This window comes from Amycolatopsis thailandensis (genome assembly GCF_002234405.1).
GTDB lineage: Bacteria > Actinomycetota > Actinomycetes > Mycobacteriales > Pseudonocardiaceae > Amycolatopsis > Amycolatopsis thailandensis.
The window spans coordinates 1-14,214 of sequence record NZ_NMQT01000007.1 but is presented as its reverse complement, the minus strand read 5'-3'; the positions used below and the strand labels follow the sequence as shown (position 1 = coordinate 14,214).

The 14,214-nt window shown below is 64.4% G+C and carries 21 protein-coding genes and 1 tRNA gene; 5 read left to right on the top strand and 17 right to left on the bottom strand.

Translation table 11 applies throughout. The features are described 5' to 3' along the window. Positions 1–445: 445 nt before the first annotated feature. The 13 genes from CFP71_RS01380 to CFP71_RS01330 all read right to left on the bottom strand — a co-directional run bounded on the left by CFP71_RS01380 (position 446) and on the right by CFP71_RS01330 (position 5,733). Positions 446–733, bottom strand: a complete 288-nt coding sequence (locus tag CFP71_RS01380) for a hypothetical protein (protein WP_093931993.1) — start codon at positions 731–733, stop codon at positions 446–448. Beyond that, positions 730–1,173, bottom strand: coding sequence for a hypothetical protein (locus CFP71_RS01375; RefSeq protein ID WP_093931992.1), 444 nt, complete (start codon positions 1,171–1,173; stop codon positions 730–732). Before CFP71_RS01375 ends, CFP71_RS01380 begins: the two co-directional genes overlap by 4 nt. Positions 1,174–1,426: 253 nt before the next feature. Further along, entirely contained in the window at positions 1,427–1,579 is a 153-nt protein-coding gene (locus CFP71_RS43995; RefSeq protein ID WP_167405959.1) for a hypothetical protein, read from the bottom strand. Beyond that, entirely contained in the window at positions 1,576–1,758 is a 183-nt protein-coding gene (locus tag CFP71_RS01370) for a hypothetical protein (RefSeq protein WP_093931991.1), read from the bottom strand. The genes CFP71_RS43995 and CFP71_RS01370 overlap by 4 nt, the downstream gene beginning before the upstream one ends. Position 1,759: 1 nt before the next feature. After that, positions 1,760–2,191, bottom strand: a complete 432-nt coding sequence (locus CFP71_RS01365; RefSeq protein ID WP_093931990.1) for a hypothetical protein — start codon at positions 2,189–2,191, stop codon at positions 1,760–1,762. A 41-nt stretch (positions 2,192–2,232) separates the two neighbouring features. After that, on the bottom strand, positions 2,233–2,577 hold the full coding sequence (locus CFP71_RS01360; RefSeq protein WP_093931989.1) for a hypothetical protein: 345 nt from the start codon (positions 2,575–2,577) through the stop codon (positions 2,233–2,235). 4 nt (positions 2,578–2,581) lie between these two features. Beyond that, positions 2,582–2,905, bottom strand: a complete 324-nt coding sequence (locus CFP71_RS01355; RefSeq protein WP_093931988.1) for a hypothetical protein — start codon at positions 2,903–2,905, stop codon at positions 2,582–2,584. After that, the gene (locus CFP71_RS01350) at positions 2,896–3,921 is read right to left on the bottom strand and encodes a hypothetical protein (protein ID WP_143267010.1); all 1,026 of its coding nucleotides are present in this window, start codon (positions 3,919–3,921) and stop codon (positions 2,896–2,898) included. Before CFP71_RS01350 ends, CFP71_RS01355 begins: the two co-directional genes overlap by 10 nt. Before the next feature lie 203 nt (positions 3,922–4,124). Beyond that, complete coding sequence (locus tag CFP71_RS43285) at positions 4,125–4,472, bottom strand: hypothetical protein (RefSeq protein ID WP_143267009.1); 348 nt, start codon at positions 4,470–4,472, stop codon at positions 4,125–4,127. Next, a complete protein-coding gene (locus CFP71_RS01345; RefSeq protein WP_143267008.1) occupies positions 4,469–4,762 on the bottom strand; it encodes a hypothetical protein in 294 nt (97 codons plus the stop codon). Before CFP71_RS01345 ends, CFP71_RS43285 begins: the two co-directional genes overlap by 4 nt. 53 nt (positions 4,763–4,815) lie before the next feature. Beyond that, positions 4,816–5,073: a hypothetical protein gene (locus CFP71_RS01340; RefSeq protein WP_093931985.1), complete on the bottom strand. Its 258-nt coding sequence runs from the start codon at positions 5,071–5,073 to the stop codon at positions 4,816–4,818. Then, on the bottom strand, positions 5,073–5,417 hold the full coding sequence (locus tag CFP71_RS01335; protein WP_143267007.1) for a hypothetical protein: 345 nt from the start codon (positions 5,415–5,417) through the stop codon (positions 5,073–5,075). Before CFP71_RS01335 ends, CFP71_RS01340 begins: the two co-directional genes overlap by 1 nt. A 73-nt stretch (positions 5,418–5,490) precedes the next feature. After that, complete coding sequence (locus CFP71_RS01330) at positions 5,491–5,733, bottom strand: hypothetical protein (protein ID WP_093931983.1); 243 nt, start codon at positions 5,731–5,733, stop codon at positions 5,491–5,493. A 108-nt stretch (positions 5,734–5,841) separates the two neighbouring features. Between CFP71_RS01330 and CFP71_RS01325 the strand changes: the two genes are divergently transcribed. Together CFP71_RS01325 and CFP71_RS01320 are read left to right on the top strand one after the other, a co-directional pair. Continuing rightward, entirely contained in the window at positions 5,842–6,465 is a 624-nt protein-coding gene (locus CFP71_RS01325) for a helix-turn-helix domain-containing protein (RefSeq protein WP_143267006.1), read from the top strand. Next, a complete protein-coding gene (locus tag CFP71_RS01320; RefSeq protein WP_093931981.1) occupies positions 6,446–7,918 on the top strand; it encodes a tyrosine-type recombinase/integrase in 1,473 nt (490 codons plus the stop codon). The genes CFP71_RS01325 and CFP71_RS01320 overlap by 20 nt, the downstream gene beginning before the upstream one ends. 110 nt (positions 7,919–8,028) lie before the next feature. Here the strand turns inward: CFP71_RS01320 and CFP71_RS01315 are convergent. Beyond that, a tRNA-Tyr gene (locus tag CFP71_RS01315) sits at positions 8,029–8,110 on the bottom strand. Between the two features lie 119 nt (positions 8,111–8,229). On the opposite strand from CFP71_RS01315, the gene CFP71_RS01310 reads away from it, so the two are divergent. Then, positions 8,230–8,721, top strand: a complete 492-nt coding sequence (locus tag CFP71_RS01310) for a YajQ family cyclic di-GMP-binding protein (protein ID WP_005152002.1) — start codon at positions 8,230–8,232, stop codon at positions 8,719–8,721. Between the two features lie 52 nt (positions 8,722–8,773). Here CFP71_RS01310 and CFP71_RS01305 read toward each other — a convergent pair whose 3' ends face one another. Next, positions 8,774–9,460, bottom strand: coding sequence for a hypothetical protein (locus tag CFP71_RS01305; protein ID WP_093931980.1), 687 nt, complete (start codon positions 9,458–9,460; stop codon positions 8,774–8,776). A gap of 182 nt (positions 9,461–9,642) precedes the next feature. Between CFP71_RS01305 and CFP71_RS01300 the strand changes: the two genes are divergently transcribed. Continuing rightward, the gene (locus CFP71_RS01300; protein WP_093931979.1) at positions 9,643–10,791 is read left to right on the top strand and encodes a sialidase family protein; all 1,149 of its coding nucleotides are present in this window, start codon (positions 9,643–9,645) and stop codon (positions 10,789–10,791) included. A 53-nt stretch (positions 10,792–10,844) separates the two neighbouring features. Beyond that, positions 10,845–11,726, top strand: coding sequence for a glucose-1-phosphate thymidylyltransferase RfbA (rfbA, locus tag CFP71_RS01295; protein ID WP_093931978.1), 882 nt, complete (start codon positions 10,845–10,847; stop codon positions 11,724–11,726). On the opposite strand, the gene CFP71_RS01290 is transcribed toward rfbA, so the two are convergent. Both CFP71_RS01290 and CFP71_RS01285 read right to left on the bottom strand, forming a co-directional pair. Continuing rightward, a complete protein-coding gene (locus tag CFP71_RS01290) occupies positions 11,716–13,032 on the bottom strand; it encodes an NtaA/DmoA family FMN-dependent monooxygenase (protein ID WP_093931977.1) in 1,317 nt (438 codons plus the stop codon). The genes rfbA and CFP71_RS01290 overlap by 11 nt on opposite strands. Before the next feature lie 3 nt (positions 13,033–13,035). Continuing rightward, positions 13,036–14,106, bottom strand: coding sequence for an LLM class flavin-dependent oxidoreductase (locus CFP71_RS01285; RefSeq protein WP_093931976.1), 1,071 nt, complete (start codon positions 14,104–14,106; stop codon positions 13,036–13,038). Between the last annotated feature and the right edge of the window lie 108 nt (positions 14,107–14,214).

The following is a 14,214-nucleotide window of genomic DNA, read 5'->3' as shown; positions in this document are numbered from 1 at the left end:
GCGGACGCGGGCTCTGCCACACAAGAAGTGACTGCGGAGCGCGGAAGAGTTGCCGGGCGCGGATGGCCTCTAGCAGCCGCTTCAGGTCGGTTGGAGTGGGAACGGGAGGAGCTGACTCAACTCCCGGAATACGCACTAGTGGCGTATTATGGACGCTGTTCAAGGAAGACCCCTTCGGGACGGGGAATGCCAAGCAACACAGTTGGTGTCCTGTGTTTGCTTGGTTTCCCTCCCGGGGCACACCCTTTAGGTGCGTCTCACCATTCGTCGCTTCCCGATCACTCGCTGTGTAAAGCTGTTGGGTCTATCCCCCTCTCGGGAACTTCCCAACTCGGCGAATCGGAACGACTAGCTTTCTGGCATTCAGTTGCGTGGTACTGCTAGTTACATTCTACTGGGCCTCTGGGGGAATCCGTAGTAGTCGATTGACCAGAGGTTTGCTTACTTATCCAGTTTCGTCTGTCTCACCACAGAAGATGGCTTCTTCGCGTGCCACGCGGGCCCGCTCCTCCTCGATCCGCGCAGCAAACCACGCGGCCTCTTCGGCACGCTCAGCGTCAGTCATACGGTCGTACCTCGCCTGCTGCTCAGCGATGTACTCCTCATGCGTCTGCGCCGGTAGCCCCTGCGCCTGACGAATCAGGTTCAGAAGCTCCGTAGGCCCAGGGTCGCTAAGCCTCGGGCGCCGAAAGGCGGGCGTCAGCCGCTCAGCCAGATCATCGATCCAAGTCATGCCGCTGCATCTCCTTCATCGACCATCCGGAGATGCCGGACCACAGCGCCGCGTGCACGGGCGGCCTGCATCCCATCAAGTCCCACTTCCCGGACGGCTACTTCGATTGCCTCCGCGAGAAGGTCAGCCTGCTTGCCACGGATGGTCACCAGCCGCTCATCAAGGTTCAGCCTGGCGATGGACACCAGCACCTTTTCCGACTTGTCCAGCGCCGCGGCGTACAAGCTCACTGTGGCGCGAACCTGCTCGCCGGTAGCACCCGCGTAGCCAAGGCTGGTCAGTTCGCCAAGTCGGTCCCGGAGGAAGCCCTTCCATCCGGTGATCTCGCCGGCTAGCGCCTGCAACGTCTCGATCGGATTTTCAACCGGAACGATCTTCATCTTCGCGAAGGCTGCGAGGGCTTCCGCTTCGGCGATCCTCGTAGCGGCGGCCTGCTTCACCTGAGGTGCGCTGCCTCCGTGCTTGCGGCACACCTCAGCTCCACGTATCGCGTGGTTCTTGCACGGCGCACCTGTCTTGGTAGTTCGTCCACACTTCACCGTTACGCCCTCTGATTCTGAATCAGACCAGCGACACAAAGGTGCTGGTCAGGGATAGTTCGGTGCGGGTTCGGTGCCATCCACTCGGGACGCCCAACCAGACCAGTCGAACGCCTTACATGGGGTCCAAACCCGCACCGCGAGTACATGGGGTCTAAGCCCCCTCTTCCGTGTGCAGTAGTCCTGCGATGAGAGAGCTGATCTCCAGGACTCCGAGGATCTGGCCCGCGATGACACGTCGTGTGGCTTCGTCGGTCTCAGGGCTGAGCAGTTCCTCACGGCGTCGTGAGTACACGTCTAGGGTCACGCTGCCTCCTGGTCCTGGACGGCCCGCCAAAGTTCCTCCAGGACGGGTTCCAGCTCAGTCATGACTGCAATGCGGATGGATGCACGGCTGCTTGGCGGGAACGCCTGAAGCGCGGCACGACACTTGCCGTACCGCGACAACAGGTCGTCCAGCGCATTCGGCGCAGACAGGTCAGCCATGTCAGGCTTCCTGGTCCTCTTCGCTTGTCCGGCGGGCTAACAGCATGTCCGCGATGGAGGGAGGACGAGTAGGGCGATCTTTGTCATTCGAAGCGACGTACGCGAACCGCTGAGCTTCCTCGGGATCCTTCGCACCGTGGATGGCGTCGGTGAATGCCTTCTGCGCGGTCTTCAGGTTGTGCTCTGCCCGTTCGCGAGCGACCTTCATGCAGTTCCGGTCCTGCTGTGCGGCAGTCAGCTCGACCTGGGCCTGGTCGATCTTCGCCTGAAGCTGACGGAAATGGGCCAGTTCGGGCTTGTTCCCAGCCGGCCTGGTCGGCGGAGAGTAGTCACCGACTGGCGTCAGTTCAGCCATCGCCGCTTCGCGGGCGTCCTTCTTGGCGCGCCACCGAGCCTGGAAGTAGTCAGCGGCAGTGGTGATCTCGTCAGACATTGGGTTGTTCCTTTCGCGAGGGGACTTGTTCGGGAACTTCGTCAGGGCTCGTTGTCCTGGACGATCTGGTCGTGAGCTGCGGTATGGAACGCATCGAGGCGCGCATGGAGACTTCCGTCCATCTCGGCTACGGCTTGATTGAGGTAGGCCAGGTGCCAGGGCGCGGTCTGCAAGGACTCGGCTAGGTCCCGCATCCAGCGGATGCCAAGGACAGTCAGGGTTACTTGAGTACCTGCGTTGTCGGGAAGGGTGGCGATGACCCATCCGCCAGGGGGAAAGACTTCCCACGGCCAGTAGTCGTACAAGGCATGGAAGGTGGTCAGCGCTTTGACCCACTCTTCACTGCCTTGCGGCGACTGAATGGCTCCGCTAACGAACTCGTCCATGCCGCTACCGCCCGTTGTCCCTGTGGATCTGGTCATGAAGCTGCTGGTGCAGAGCGTTCAAGCGTTGCTGGTTGATGGCGTCCATCTCCGCTAACGCCTGGTCCAGGTACGCGATGTTGGCCGGGTCGTCAGTTCGCCGACGGAAGGCGATGATCCCTGCGCGTGTGAATCCAACGGCTGGCCCGTCTGGAGTCTGGGCGACGGTCCAGCCGTCATCGCCAAGCACTTCCCATGGCCATACTTCGTATCGCTGGTGGAAGTCCTGCACGGCGGCTGTCCAACCGTCCTCGCTGGTCTCAAGGACACGTCCGTAATCGATCAGGCCCAATCGACTGCCCTCCCCGTGTAGGGATCCCTGCCGCCCTCGGTGATGTTCCGGGAGTACTTTTGCCAGGCGGCAACCTGCCGCTCTGCGTGCCGCTCTGCCCGCTTCTCCATATGCCACCGGGCGATGCCCTCGTGAGAACCGTCTCGGATCTCACGAGGAGGCGTCGGGACTGTCCAGTAGTCCTGCCCAAGGATCTTGTAAACGTCATCCTCAGTGAGTTCTTGCGGCCTGGTCCTGCGTCCGGCTGCCTTCCGGACGACCGCGGCAGCCTTCGGGTCGTTCATGGCATTCCACAGGGTTTGGGCCATGAACGGCTTATTGGGGTTCTCGCACATCAGCAGAACGCCTCGTTCCACCTCGTCATGGGGGTACTTGCCAAGAGCCTTCTTGATGACTCCTCGGACTGCCATGAAGTTGCAGTTGCCGTCTAGAGCGTCGTAATACCGCTTAGCAAGCAGGTGGTCGGGGCGATCGGACGCGCTAGCGGACGAACGCGTTTCAGTCTTCTCTTCAGTGTTCTCAAACAAGTGTTCTTTTATCGACTGGTCTTCCGTAGCTGGGTTCTCAGTCGGCGGAACGACCTGCGGTTTCGCAGGGTTTTCGCTGGTCGTGTCCATGCCCTGGTTTTCCGTAGACGGAACTTCCATGTTCGGAGAAGCCGTGTCCGGGAGGTCAGGCAGTGGGAAGTTCTTCGGGTCGATCGTGACTTCCCAGGTCCAGGACCACATGCCAGTTTTTCCGGCCTTCGATGTTCCGTTCCGGGTCTTGGTTCGGCGTAGGTAGCCCTTGCTGACTAGGCCATCGAGGGCCGTGTTCACGGCGTCGCGCCCCTCAAGCAGGCTTTCGTCCAGTCGTTCCCGGTCGAAGTCGAATACGTCAGGGAACGAGAACAGGTGCAGCAAGATGACCCGCTCCAGAGCCTTGAGCGGCACCGCGAAGTGACCGCGTAGGTACTCGTTCTTGACCTGCGCATAGTCCCGCTTCGGGGAGGGTGGGTGTTTGAACTTGATCAACATCGAGAGGAACCTTCCCGTGGAAAATTGGTCCCTTTTCATGAGTTGGTGCCGCAGAGGGCGCATGGCTAACACCCTCTGCGGCGTCCTCCTGGATCCGTTCCCAGGGCTGGGAAGTCCTGGTCGGCTCGACAGGAAGTGTGAGAGCGCGACGCGTAGAGGCTCGTGGCCTCCAAGTACCTCCGCGCGTCGCGCAGTCTTCAAGGTCACGCTGCCTCCTGGCCGGACGCACAAACCCACCAGCGAAGCTTCGCGCCGTGCCTGCTGCGCCGCGTGGACGCAGCAGGGCGACGGTCGAACAGCTCATCAATCTCGCCACGACGGGCAGCCGCAAGCATTGAGGCAGCGATCAGCAGGCGACTGTATGGACTGGGATCCTCAGCCATGACAGCGCGGTCCACGTGATCAGCGTTGAACGGAACCTTGCTGCGGATCAGCTTCGCTACAGCACGATCCACACGATCACGGTTGCCGCGGTGGACCGCAACGTCGGCAGCGAGGACAGCCTCAATGCCTTCGTCGCGGTCCGCCCGCCCTGCGTTCAGCTCACTCACTTACGGCGGCCCTTCTTGGCGGTTTTGACTGCCTTGCGAAGGGCGCGAATCAGCCGCTCTGCCTCCGCAATGGTCATGTCCTGGCGTCCCTCGTCCAGGTCGTTCACGGTCAGGAACACCTGCGGATCCGACGCTCCCTCTTCGCGGTGAAGTCCGACCTGGAGCCAGTCATCCGTGGCCGCCACCACGATGTGCCAGTCGATGGTCAGGGAGTGGGAGTGATCTTCTCCGGGGATCCCGTGCTTGCCGGGGCACCAGGTATCGCAGTCCGGGTTCTCCCAGATCGGCATCACGGGACGAAGCGGGCGAACCGTCGGGCGCCGGAACGGCAGAACAGCGGCAGTCATCGGGACACCGCCTCTTCGGCCATGTCCCGAACGGCCTGCAACTGATCGGTCGAGAGACCCATCTGTCCGTCGGTGAGGCCATCCAGGAACGCCAGGGTGGCGGAGTAGCCAGTCATGCGGTCGCGATCGCTGAGCATCCGGTTTCCGGCGGCGTACTCGGTGACGGCTTTCTGGTACTCGACGATCAGGAACGTGACCAGCTTGTCCAGGACCCACTTCGGATCTTGCTGACGGGATTTGGCAGGTGCGCTCATCAGTTCGCCTCAAGCTTCCGGGCGAACTCCCACAGGGCAACGTAAGAGGCGTGCGCCACTTCCGGACCAGCGGTGAACAGCACGTCCGAGGAGATGAAGGTGATGCGCCCCTTGTTCAGGGTGCGCCCAGACGGACCCCAGGTCTCCGTCTGTTCGTAGATGCTGAAGTCGTTGTCGGTAACCCGGAAGATCTCATGGTTGTGGAACTTGCTCACGGTTCCGTCCGCGTTGATCTCGGGTTCGCCGCAGAACTCGCCGTCGCACCAGGGGAGGTCGGGGGCCTGAAGTGCCTCCGACAGGCGCTGTGTCACGGCATCCAAGTCCGTATAGTTAGGAACCGTCATCGTGGGATCTCCTGTCAGATCTCCGTTGGCTGTAGCCGTCCCGGGCTCCACCCCGGGGCGGCTCTTTCTTCGTTCAGGCTGCGCGTTCGTTCAGGCCGAGCAGTTCGAGAACATCGGCAGTCGGCGTGACGTACTGGCGACCCTTCCGCAGTACGCGGAACTCCAGGTCTTCCCCGGCACGTAGCAACCCGTAGGCGTGCGCCACGCCGCAGCCGTAAACGGCCCGCGCTGCCTCCACGCTGGGCATCCGGACGCCGTACTGGCGGATCCGCTCCTCAGTCCACACCGCGTCGGCGGCATCAACCTGTGCTGCCATCTGTCAACCTCCGGGCGATCCATCCTGATTTTGTCTTGTCTACAGACATTAACAGATGGTGCGCCATGGATACAAGTTCCAAGCGTTTCAATCCGGTACTGTGTCCTGGTGAGACAAGAGGACTGGGTGGCCCAACTGGTCGACGTGATCGCGTCGCAGGTGCGGCACTACCGCAAGGAACGCAAGATGAGCGCCCAACGCTTGGCGGACGCATGCGAGGAAATAGGACTTACTGTGCCTCGCTCCGTGCTCACAAACCTGGAGAACGGACGCAGACCAGCCCTGAGCGTCGCTGAGCTGCTAGTACTGGCCCGTGCACTGCAAGTGCCACCGAGCCTGCTCCTGTTCCCAGTGGGTCGCGTTGATCGGGTTGAGGTGCTGCCCGATGTGATTGCAGATCCCTGGGTGGCCATGCGTTGGTTTGACGGCCAGGAAGGCGACTCCACCGGAATCGTTGAGCTATTCACCGACCACGAGACAGCTGTACAGGAGGTGTTGGCCCTCAAGGCCGAGGAGTTCCAGTACCTCCAGCGTTCGACCGAGGAGCAAGACGAGGAGAAGCGGGCCGTATGGGAGCAGGCGAGGAAGAGGGCTAGCAAGTCTGTCCCGTTCGCCGAAGGAACTCTTCGGAAGATCAGAGACGACATGCGGGAACGGGATCTACAGCCCCCGCACCTGCCCCCACAGTTGAAGCACTTGCAGGGAGAAGCCAATGGCAGCCCCGAAGAATGATCCAGGGATCTTCAGACGTTGCGGCTGTACCGAGATCGTGCGGGACGCAGCCGGCGAACCGGTACTCACCGCCACTGGAAAGCCGAAGCGGCGCGAACTGGGTACGGCCTGCCCGAAGCTAGCGCGCAACCCGAAACATGGGAACTGGGGCTTCCAGATCGACGTTGCGGCCCCCCGAGGCTCCGGGAAGGAACGTGAACGGGTCCGCAAGGTCGGCTTCGCCACCAAGACGGAAGCGAAGAACGCCCGTGCGCAGATCGAGGCCAAGGGGCCTAGGGCGAAGGATCGTCGCGTGGGGATGACCTCACTGTCGACCAAAGACGCCTTGACCAACTGGATTGGTTCCCGCAGGAAGCTTCGCCGTAACACGTTGATCTCGTACACGGGCCACGTGAACAACTACCTGGTTCCCTACCTCGGGAAGATCAAGTGGCGTGAGCTGAACGCTGATGACGTGAACGAGATGTTCGACCAGATCGAGCAGGAGAACGACCGCATCCGCAAGTCCCTTGAGGTCAATCCACGTGGGAAGCGGCATGACAACCTGACGAAGGCTCAGGAGGCCGCTGGGGTGACACGGGCGGTACGCCGGGTTGCGGGCCCGGCAACGCTGCAACGCATCCGTGCCACAGGCAGGAAGGCGTGGAACGACGCATTCAAGGCGGAACAGGTCAGCGGACCGAATCCCTTCGCGCTCGTTGAACTGCCGTCAGGTGCGGCACCAAAGCCGAAGCTGTGGACAGCGGACCTTGAGGCAAGGTGGCGCAAGACGGGCATAGTGCCGCAGAACAACATGGTTTGGACCCCCGCGCACACCGGGCGCTACCTGGACGTTGTCGCGGATGAAGTCGCCGCGGGCAACGTTGAGGAGGTCGTTTACGAAGCTCTGGACTTTGCGAGCTACACAGGCGTACGGCGTGGCGAACTGTGCGGACTGCGCTGGGATGAGGACGTAGACCTTGACCAGGCGTACATCGACATTCAGGTTCAGTTGGTGATGATCCTCGGTAAGGCCGAAGAGGGACCAGTCAAGAGCGAGTCGGGACGGCGCCGGATCCCCCTTGACGACGGGATGGTCACCCATCTACGACGGCTGCGGAAGGCGCAGACAGAGGCGCGGCTCGCTCTGGGAGCGGCGTGGGTCAACTCTGGGCGCGTATTCGTCAGGGTGGACGGCTCGGCGCTGAACCCTGATTGGCTCTACGACGCCCATACTCGGATGGTGAAGAAAGCCGATCTGCCTCCCGTCACCATCCACGGGATGCGCCGCGGTGCGGGATCCATGGCGATCGCGGCTGGCAAGTCCCTGAAGGGCACGTCAGCTCTCCTGGGCCACGCGAATGAGCGAGTCACTGAGGACCACTACGTGGTGGTGGCCGATGAGATGACCCGCGAGATCGTCTCAGCGAACCGAGCCTTGATCCCCCGGAAGGCGAGGAGCCAGACAGGATGACCGAGATGGCACCGAAATGGCACCGAAGCGGTATAGGAATACCGGTGCCGTCAACTACGACAACCCCCAGAAATGACGAAAACCCCCGGTTGACCAGGGGCTTTCGTCTGTGGCGAGTGAGGGATTCGAACCCCCGAAGGCTGTGCCGTCTGATTTACAGTCAGATCCCTTTGGCCGCTCGGGCAACTCGCCGTGGCCGGGCAAGCCCGGTCGAGACGAAAGAATACCCAATGCCGTGGCGGGCCGGTCAACCGGGTTCCGCAGGGCTAGGGTGGAAGCTCCTGACAAGCGAGTACGAGGTGTGAGAACACGTGGCGGATCCCTCTTTCGACGTGGTGAGCAAGGTCGATCGCCAGGAGGTGGACAACGCCCTGAACCAGGCCAGCAAGGAACTCGGTACGCGGTTCGACTTCCGGGGCACCGGGACCAAGATCGACTGGTCCGGCGAGGAAGCGATCGCGATCGAGTCCGAGACCGAAGAGCGCGCGCTGGCGGCGGTCGAGGTGTTCAAGGAGAAGCTGATCAAGCGCGGCATCTCCCTGAAGGCGTTCGAGGCGGACGAGCCGGCGTTGTCCGGCAAGATCTACAAGGTGGGCGGCAAGATCCTTCAGGGGATCGCGTCGGACAAGGCGAAGCAGATCGCCAAGTTCATCCGCGACGAGGGCCCCAAGGGGGTCCAGGCGCAGATCCAGGGCGACCAGCTGCGGGTGTCCGGCAAGAAGAAGGACCAGCTGCAGGACGTGATCGCCTTGCTGAAGGGCAAGGATTTCGAGATCGCGTTGCAGTTCACGAACTACCGCTGATCCCGGCGAAGAAGGCCACCTTCGGAAGTCTCGAAGGTGGCCTTCGTCATACCTACGACCCGGTGACCGTCCAGCTCCCGTCGCCTTCCACCGAGAGGTAAGCCGGGCCGGACACGGGCACGTCGCCCTTGTAGTCGCCGAGCTGGTTCACGGGGAGATCCGAGTAGTCGCCGCTGTGCACCCACACCGCGGTGCGGCCGCTGTTCTTCGTGGTGACGGCGACCGACGAAACAGCGTCAGGCACCGCGAAGACCGCTTCGCTCTTGCCCGAAAGGGGCTTGCCCGGTTCGAGCACGGGCAGGCCGCTTTCGTCGGTGATGGTCAGCGTCCAGGCGGCGTTGGCCTTGATGGTGAACGTCTTCGCCTGGTAGCCGGGCATGTCGTTGATCCACTGCGTGCCCTTGTACGGGCCGATGTCGTTGACGATCAGCTCGTTCTCGGTGTTGACCGCGACGTGCCCGGAGCACTTCGGACAGTCGAAGGTCACGAAGCCGAGGCGCGTCGGCCAGGCCATCGGGACCGACGCGTTCCCCTTGCCCGAATGCTTCTCCTCCGGCTGCGGACCGGGTCGCGGGGTGGTGGTGGACGTCGGCGGCGGTTCGGGGGTCGCCGAAGGTGAGCGCAGCCCTTCCGGAGCGGCCGCCTGCGGGACGACGCGACCCAGATTCGACGGCGAGCAGGCCACCAGGCCGGCGGTCAGCAGCACGGCGGCCGACGCCGCGCACAAGCGCCTGATCACGGACTCCCCCTAGTTGTTCGGTCATGGGATCTTCGCCGACCGATAGCCCAGCGTTACCGGTCCACCCGGCCGAGCGATTCAGGCCACCCAGGCGTGGGTTTCTGCCGCAACGCCTTCGCTGGAGTCCGAAAAGGACAAATGCCCGTGTTGTAATCCGGCGATCGCGTTCAAGGAAGGTCTCGATGAAGCGCCGTTTCAGCTCAGCACTCGCACTCGCGCTGTCACTCACCGTGATCACGTCCCTGTTCACGTCCGCGCAGGCCGCGGATCGGCAACAGCTCGTGCCCGGCTACGGTTCGTACGCCCGGCTCATCCGCCTGGAACATTCCGCGATCGGCAAGGGCCGCATCATCGCGTCGCTGACCAGCGAAGACGCGAGCGGCAAGTTCACGCCGATCATGGAGAGCACCGACGAGGGCCAGACCTTCCACAAGATCGGCGAGGTCCGCGACCGTGACGGCCGCTACGGCATGTGCTGCGGGACGCTGTACGAGCTGCCTCAGCGTGTCGGCAGGCTCCGCGCGGGCACCCTGCTGTGGGCCGCGAGCTACCGGCAGGACGCCGGTCCGCAGCGCCGGATCGGCATCAAGATCTGGTACAGCCGCGACGCCGGTCGCTCCTGGTCGTTCCTGTCCGAGGCCGCCCGTTCGCACAACCACGACGGCATCTGGGAGCCGGAGTTCGTCGTCGACGCGGGCGGCACGTTGTGGCTGCACTACGCCGACGAGACCGAGGCACCGCAGTTCGCGCAGGTGATGAACCGGGTCGCCTCCACCGACGGGGTGAACTGGGGCACCAAGCAGCGCACGATGGCCATCCCGCCCCATCGGGTGCGGCCGGGGATGCCCATCATCCGCCGCCTCCCCGACGGCCGGTACTACCTGGCGTACGAGATCTGCAACTACGGCAATCGCTACTGCGACCCGTACTTCAAGATCTCCTCCGACGGCGCCAACTGGGGCGACCCCCAGGATCCGGGCACCAGGGTCAACACCGCCAGCGGCAACTACTTCCAGCACGCGCAGACGATCACGCTGTTCCCCGGCGGCCCGAACGGGGTGCGGCTGGTGATGGTCGGGCAGATCTACACCAACGCCGCCGGGGTCCCGCAGGACAAGAACGGCCAGGTCCTGCTCGCGAACGACAACTTCGGCGCCGGGAACTGGTACGAACTGCCCGCACCGGTGCACATCACCGGCATCTACAACAACTTCTGCCCCAACTACAGCTCGACGCTCCTGCCTGTCGACGGTGGCAAGAACGTGTTGCAGATCTCCACCGAGTACAACCTGGGCTGCAAGGCCTATTTCGCGAAGGGCCCGGCGTTCTGAGCCACCCGGTAGTGTGAGTCGTCGAGAGAACGGCTACGGAGTGGGGGCTGCGCATGAAGGGCATCGTGCTGGCCGGGGGAAGTGGGACGCGTCTGCATCCCATCACCCAGGCGATCTCGAAACAGCTGCTGCCGGTCTACGACAAACCGATGATCTACTACCCGATCTCGGTGCTGATGTTCGCCGGGATCCGCGAGATCCTGATCATCTCGACCCCGGTCGACCTGCCGCATTTCCGGCGGCTGCTCGGCGACGGCAGTCAGTTCGGGCTCAGCTTCAGCTACGCCGAACAGGCCGCGCCCAACGGGCTGGCCGAGGCGTTCGTCATCGGCGCGGACTTCGTCGGCGATGACGACGTCGCCCTCGTGCTCGGCGACAACATCTTCTACGGCCAGGGGTTCTCCAGCAGGCTCCAGGCCGCCGCGACCGCGCTCGACGGCTGCGTGCTGTTCGGGTACCCGGTCAAGGATCCCCAGCGCTACGGCGTCGGCGAGATCGACGCCGACGGCAAGCTCGTCTCCATCGAAGAGAAGCCCGAGAAGCCGAAGTCGAACAAGGCCATCACCGGCCTGTACTTCTACGACAACCAGGTCGTGGAGATCGCCCGGAACCTCAAGCCCTCCCCGCGCGGCGAGCTCGAGATCACCGACGTCAACCTCACCTACCTGCGGCAGGACCGCGCGACCCTGGTCGACCTCGGCCGCGGGTTCGCCTGGCTCGACACCGGCACGCACGACTCGCTGCTGGAAGCGGGTCAGTTCGTGCAGGTCCTCGAACACCGGACGGGAGTCCGGATCGCGTGTCTCGAGGAGGTCGCGCTGCGGATGGGCTTCATCGACGCGGACCAGTGCTTCGCGCTCGGCGCGAAGCTGGCGAAGTCCGGCTATGGCGAATATCTGATGAACGTCGCGCGCACCCAGGGCGCTACCGGCTGAAAAGGTGCTCCCGCAGGGTGTCCCCGGTGTAGTCGGTCCGGAAGACACCCCGTTCCTGGAGATGCGGGACGACGTCGTCGACGAAGGCGTCCAAACCGCCCGGCGTCAGGTGCGGGACCAGCACGAAGCCGTCGGCGGCGTCGCTCTGGACGTACTCGTCGATCGACTCCGCGATCCGGCGGGCGGTGCCGACGAACTGCTGGCGCGCGGTGACCTCGATGACCAGTTCGCGGATCGAGAGTTTCTTCTCCTCCGCGATCGCCCGCCACTTCGCGGCCACGGCCAGCGGATCCTTCTCGTGCCGGACGCGGCCCCAGGTCAGCGGTTCGGCGTCGGGGTCCGGGTCGATCTCGGGCAGCGGGCCGTCGGCGTCGTAGGCGGAGAGGTCGCGGCTCCAGACCTGTTCGAGGAACTGGATCGCGGTGGCCGGGCGCACCTGCTGGTAGCGGATCTCCCGTGCGTACTCGTGCGCGTCCTCTTCGGTGTCGCCGAGGACGAAGGTCGCGGCGGGCATGATCAGCAGCTCGCCGGGCTCGCGGCCGTGGGCGGGAAGGCGTCGTTTGACGTCGGCGAAGAACTCCTTGCCGCTTTCCAGTGAACCGTGGCGGCTGAAGATGACGTCGGCGGTCTTGGCGGCGAATTCCCTGCCCTCGTCGGAATCACCGGCCTGGATGACGATCGGTTGTCCCTGCGGTGTCCTCGGGACGGTGAACTCGCCGCGGATGTCGAACTGCGGTCCACTGTGGACGAAATGGCCGATGTCGCGGGCGAAGACGCCGTTCTCCTTGTCCCCCACCAGCGCGCCGGGTGCCCAGCTGTCCCAGAGTTCCCGCACGGTGGCGAGGAACTCTTCGGCGCGGCGGTAGCGGTCCTCGCGTTTCAGGAAGCCGCCTCGGCGGAAGTTCTGCCCGGTCCAGCCGTCCGGTGAGGTGACGACGTTCCACGCGGCGCGACCGCCGGAGAGGTGGTCGATGCTCGCGACCTGCCGCGCGACCTCGTAGGGCTCGTTGAAGGTCGACGACAGCGTGCCCGCGAGGCCGAGCCGGGTGGTGACCGCGGAGAGCGCGGCCAGCACGGTGGTGGTGTTCGGCCTGCCGACGACGTCGGAGTCGAGGATCTTGCCCGCGTGCTCGCGCAGGCGCAGGCCCTCTGCGAGGAACAGGAAGTCGAACTTGCCTCGCTCGGCTGTGCGCGCGAGGTGTTCGAAGGACGAAAAGTCGATTTGGCTACCCGAACGCGGGTCGCTCCACACGGTCGTGTTGTTGACGCCGGGGAAGTGTGCGGCGAGTTTGACCTGTTTGGGCATCTGTCACGCCTCCGCGTACTGGTTGGCGGCGACCCCGAGGCCGAGGTGATCGCGCAGGGTGGTGCCGGTGTAGGTCTGCCGGAACACGCCCGCGGCCTGGAGCGCGGGGACGGTTTCGGTGGTGAAGAGCGCCAGGTCGTCGGGCAGGACGGCGGGGCGGAGATGGAAGCCGTCGAGGCCGCCCGACGCGGCGATGCGGGGCAGTTCGGTGGCGAGGTCGGCGGGGGTGCCGGTGAAACTCAGGCCCGGTGGGAAAGGTGCGCGGGCCTCGAGCGCGCGACGGCGGTCGATGGCCGCCTGCTCGGTCTCGGCGAGCACGATCGACAGGCCGGCCAGGAGCTTGGCGTCCGGGAAACGCTCGCGGGCGCCGCGGATCTCGTCGATCAGGACGACGTCGGCGCCGTGCGCGTAGGGCGAGTCGCCGTAGACCGCGACGACGGGATGGCCCTGCGGCGGCCGCGGCGTGATCGAAGGTCCCTTGACGCTGAAGAAGCGGCCTTCGAAGTCGACGTAGTGCAGTTTTTCGCGGTCGATGAAGCGGCCGGTCGGCTCGTCGCGGATGATCGCGCCGTCCTCCCAGCTGTCCCAGAGGCGGGCGATGACGTCGACGACCTCGGCGTTCTCCGCTTCGGCGTCCACCTCGGACGGCAACGTGCGCCTGCCGAAGTGCGCGACCTCGGCTTCAGTGCGCGAAGGGACCGCGAGGACGCCTGCGCGGCCGCGGCTCGCGAAGTCGAGCGAAGCGACTGCCGTCGAGATGTGGAACGGCTCGGTGTGGGTGGTGGTGACCGTCGGGACGAGGCCGATCCCACTGGTCACGGGGGCTAGCGCGGCGAAGGTCAGCAGGGCGTCGAGCCGGCCTCGGACGACCTCTTCGCCGCCGGGCTGAAGCGCGAGGGTGTCGTCGAGGGTGACGAAGTCGAGCGAAGCCGCTTCGGCGAGCTTCGCGTGGGCTAGGTAGTGGGCGGCGGTGAACAAGGCGGCCGGGCGGACGTCGGACACCCGCCAGGCGGCCGGATGCTGCCCGGCCCCGTCGAGCGCGACCCCGAGGTGCAACTGCTGTGCGGAAGCCATGCCCGGGGAACCCGCGGGTCCGGCCCTCGATTCCCCCTCCCACGAGGTGAGATACCCCTGCATTTAGTCCTCTGGATGCGGTCCTTGCGCGCGCAAGGACCGCATCCA

Coding starts and splice junctions, on each gene's coding strand:
- CFP71_RS01380 (WP_093931993.1), bottom strand. CDS start 733: ATGACTTGGATCGATGATCTGGCTGAGCGGCTGACGCCCGCCTTTCGG.
- CFP71_RS01370 (WP_093931991.1), bottom strand. CDS start 1,758: ATGGCTGACCTGTCTGCGCCGAATGCGCTGGACGACCTGTTGTCGCGG.
- CFP71_RS01365 (WP_093931990.1), bottom strand. CDS start 2,191: ATGTCTGACGAGATCACCACTGCCGCTGACTACTTCCAGGCTCGGTGG.
- CFP71_RS01360 (WP_093931989.1), bottom strand. CDS start 2,577: ATGGACGAGTTCGTTAGCGGAGCCATTCAGTCGCCGCAAGGCAGTGAA.
- CFP71_RS01350 (WP_143267010.1), bottom strand. CDS start 3,921: ATGTTGATCAAGTTCAAACACCCACCCTCCCCGAAGCGGGACTATGCG.
- CFP71_RS01345 (WP_143267008.1), bottom strand. CDS start 4,762: ATGCCGATCTGGGAGAACCCGGACTGCGATACCTGGTGCCCCGGCAAG.
- CFP71_RS01340 (WP_093931985.1), bottom strand. CDS start 5,073: ATGAGCGCACCTGCCAAATCCCGTCAGCAAGATCCGAAGTGGGTCCTG.
- CFP71_RS01335 (WP_143267007.1), bottom strand. CDS start 5,417: ATGACGGTTCCTAACTATACGGACTTGGATGCCGTGACACAGCGCCTG.
- CFP71_RS01330 (WP_093931983.1), bottom strand. CDS start 5,733: ATGGCAGCACAGGTTGATGCCGCCGACGCGGTGTGGACTGAGGAGCGG.
- CFP71_RS01320 (WP_093931981.1), top strand. CDS start 6,446: ATGGCAGCCCCGAAGAATGATCCAGGGATCTTCAGACGTTGCGGCTGT.
- CFP71_RS01300 (WP_093931979.1), top strand. CDS start 9,643: ATGAAGCGCCGTTTCAGCTCAGCACTCGCACTCGCGCTGTCACTCACC.
- rfbA (WP_093931978.1), top strand. CDS start 10,845: ATGAAGGGCATCGTGCTGGCCGGGGGAAGTGGGACGCGTCTGCATCCC.
- CFP71_RS01290 (WP_093931977.1), bottom strand. CDS start 13,032: ATGCCCAAACAGGTCAAACTCGCCGCACACTTCCCCGGCGTCAACAAC.
- CFP71_RS01285 (WP_093931976.1), bottom strand. CDS start 14,106: ATGGCTTCCGCACAGCAGTTGCACCTCGGGGTCGCGCTCGACGGGGCC.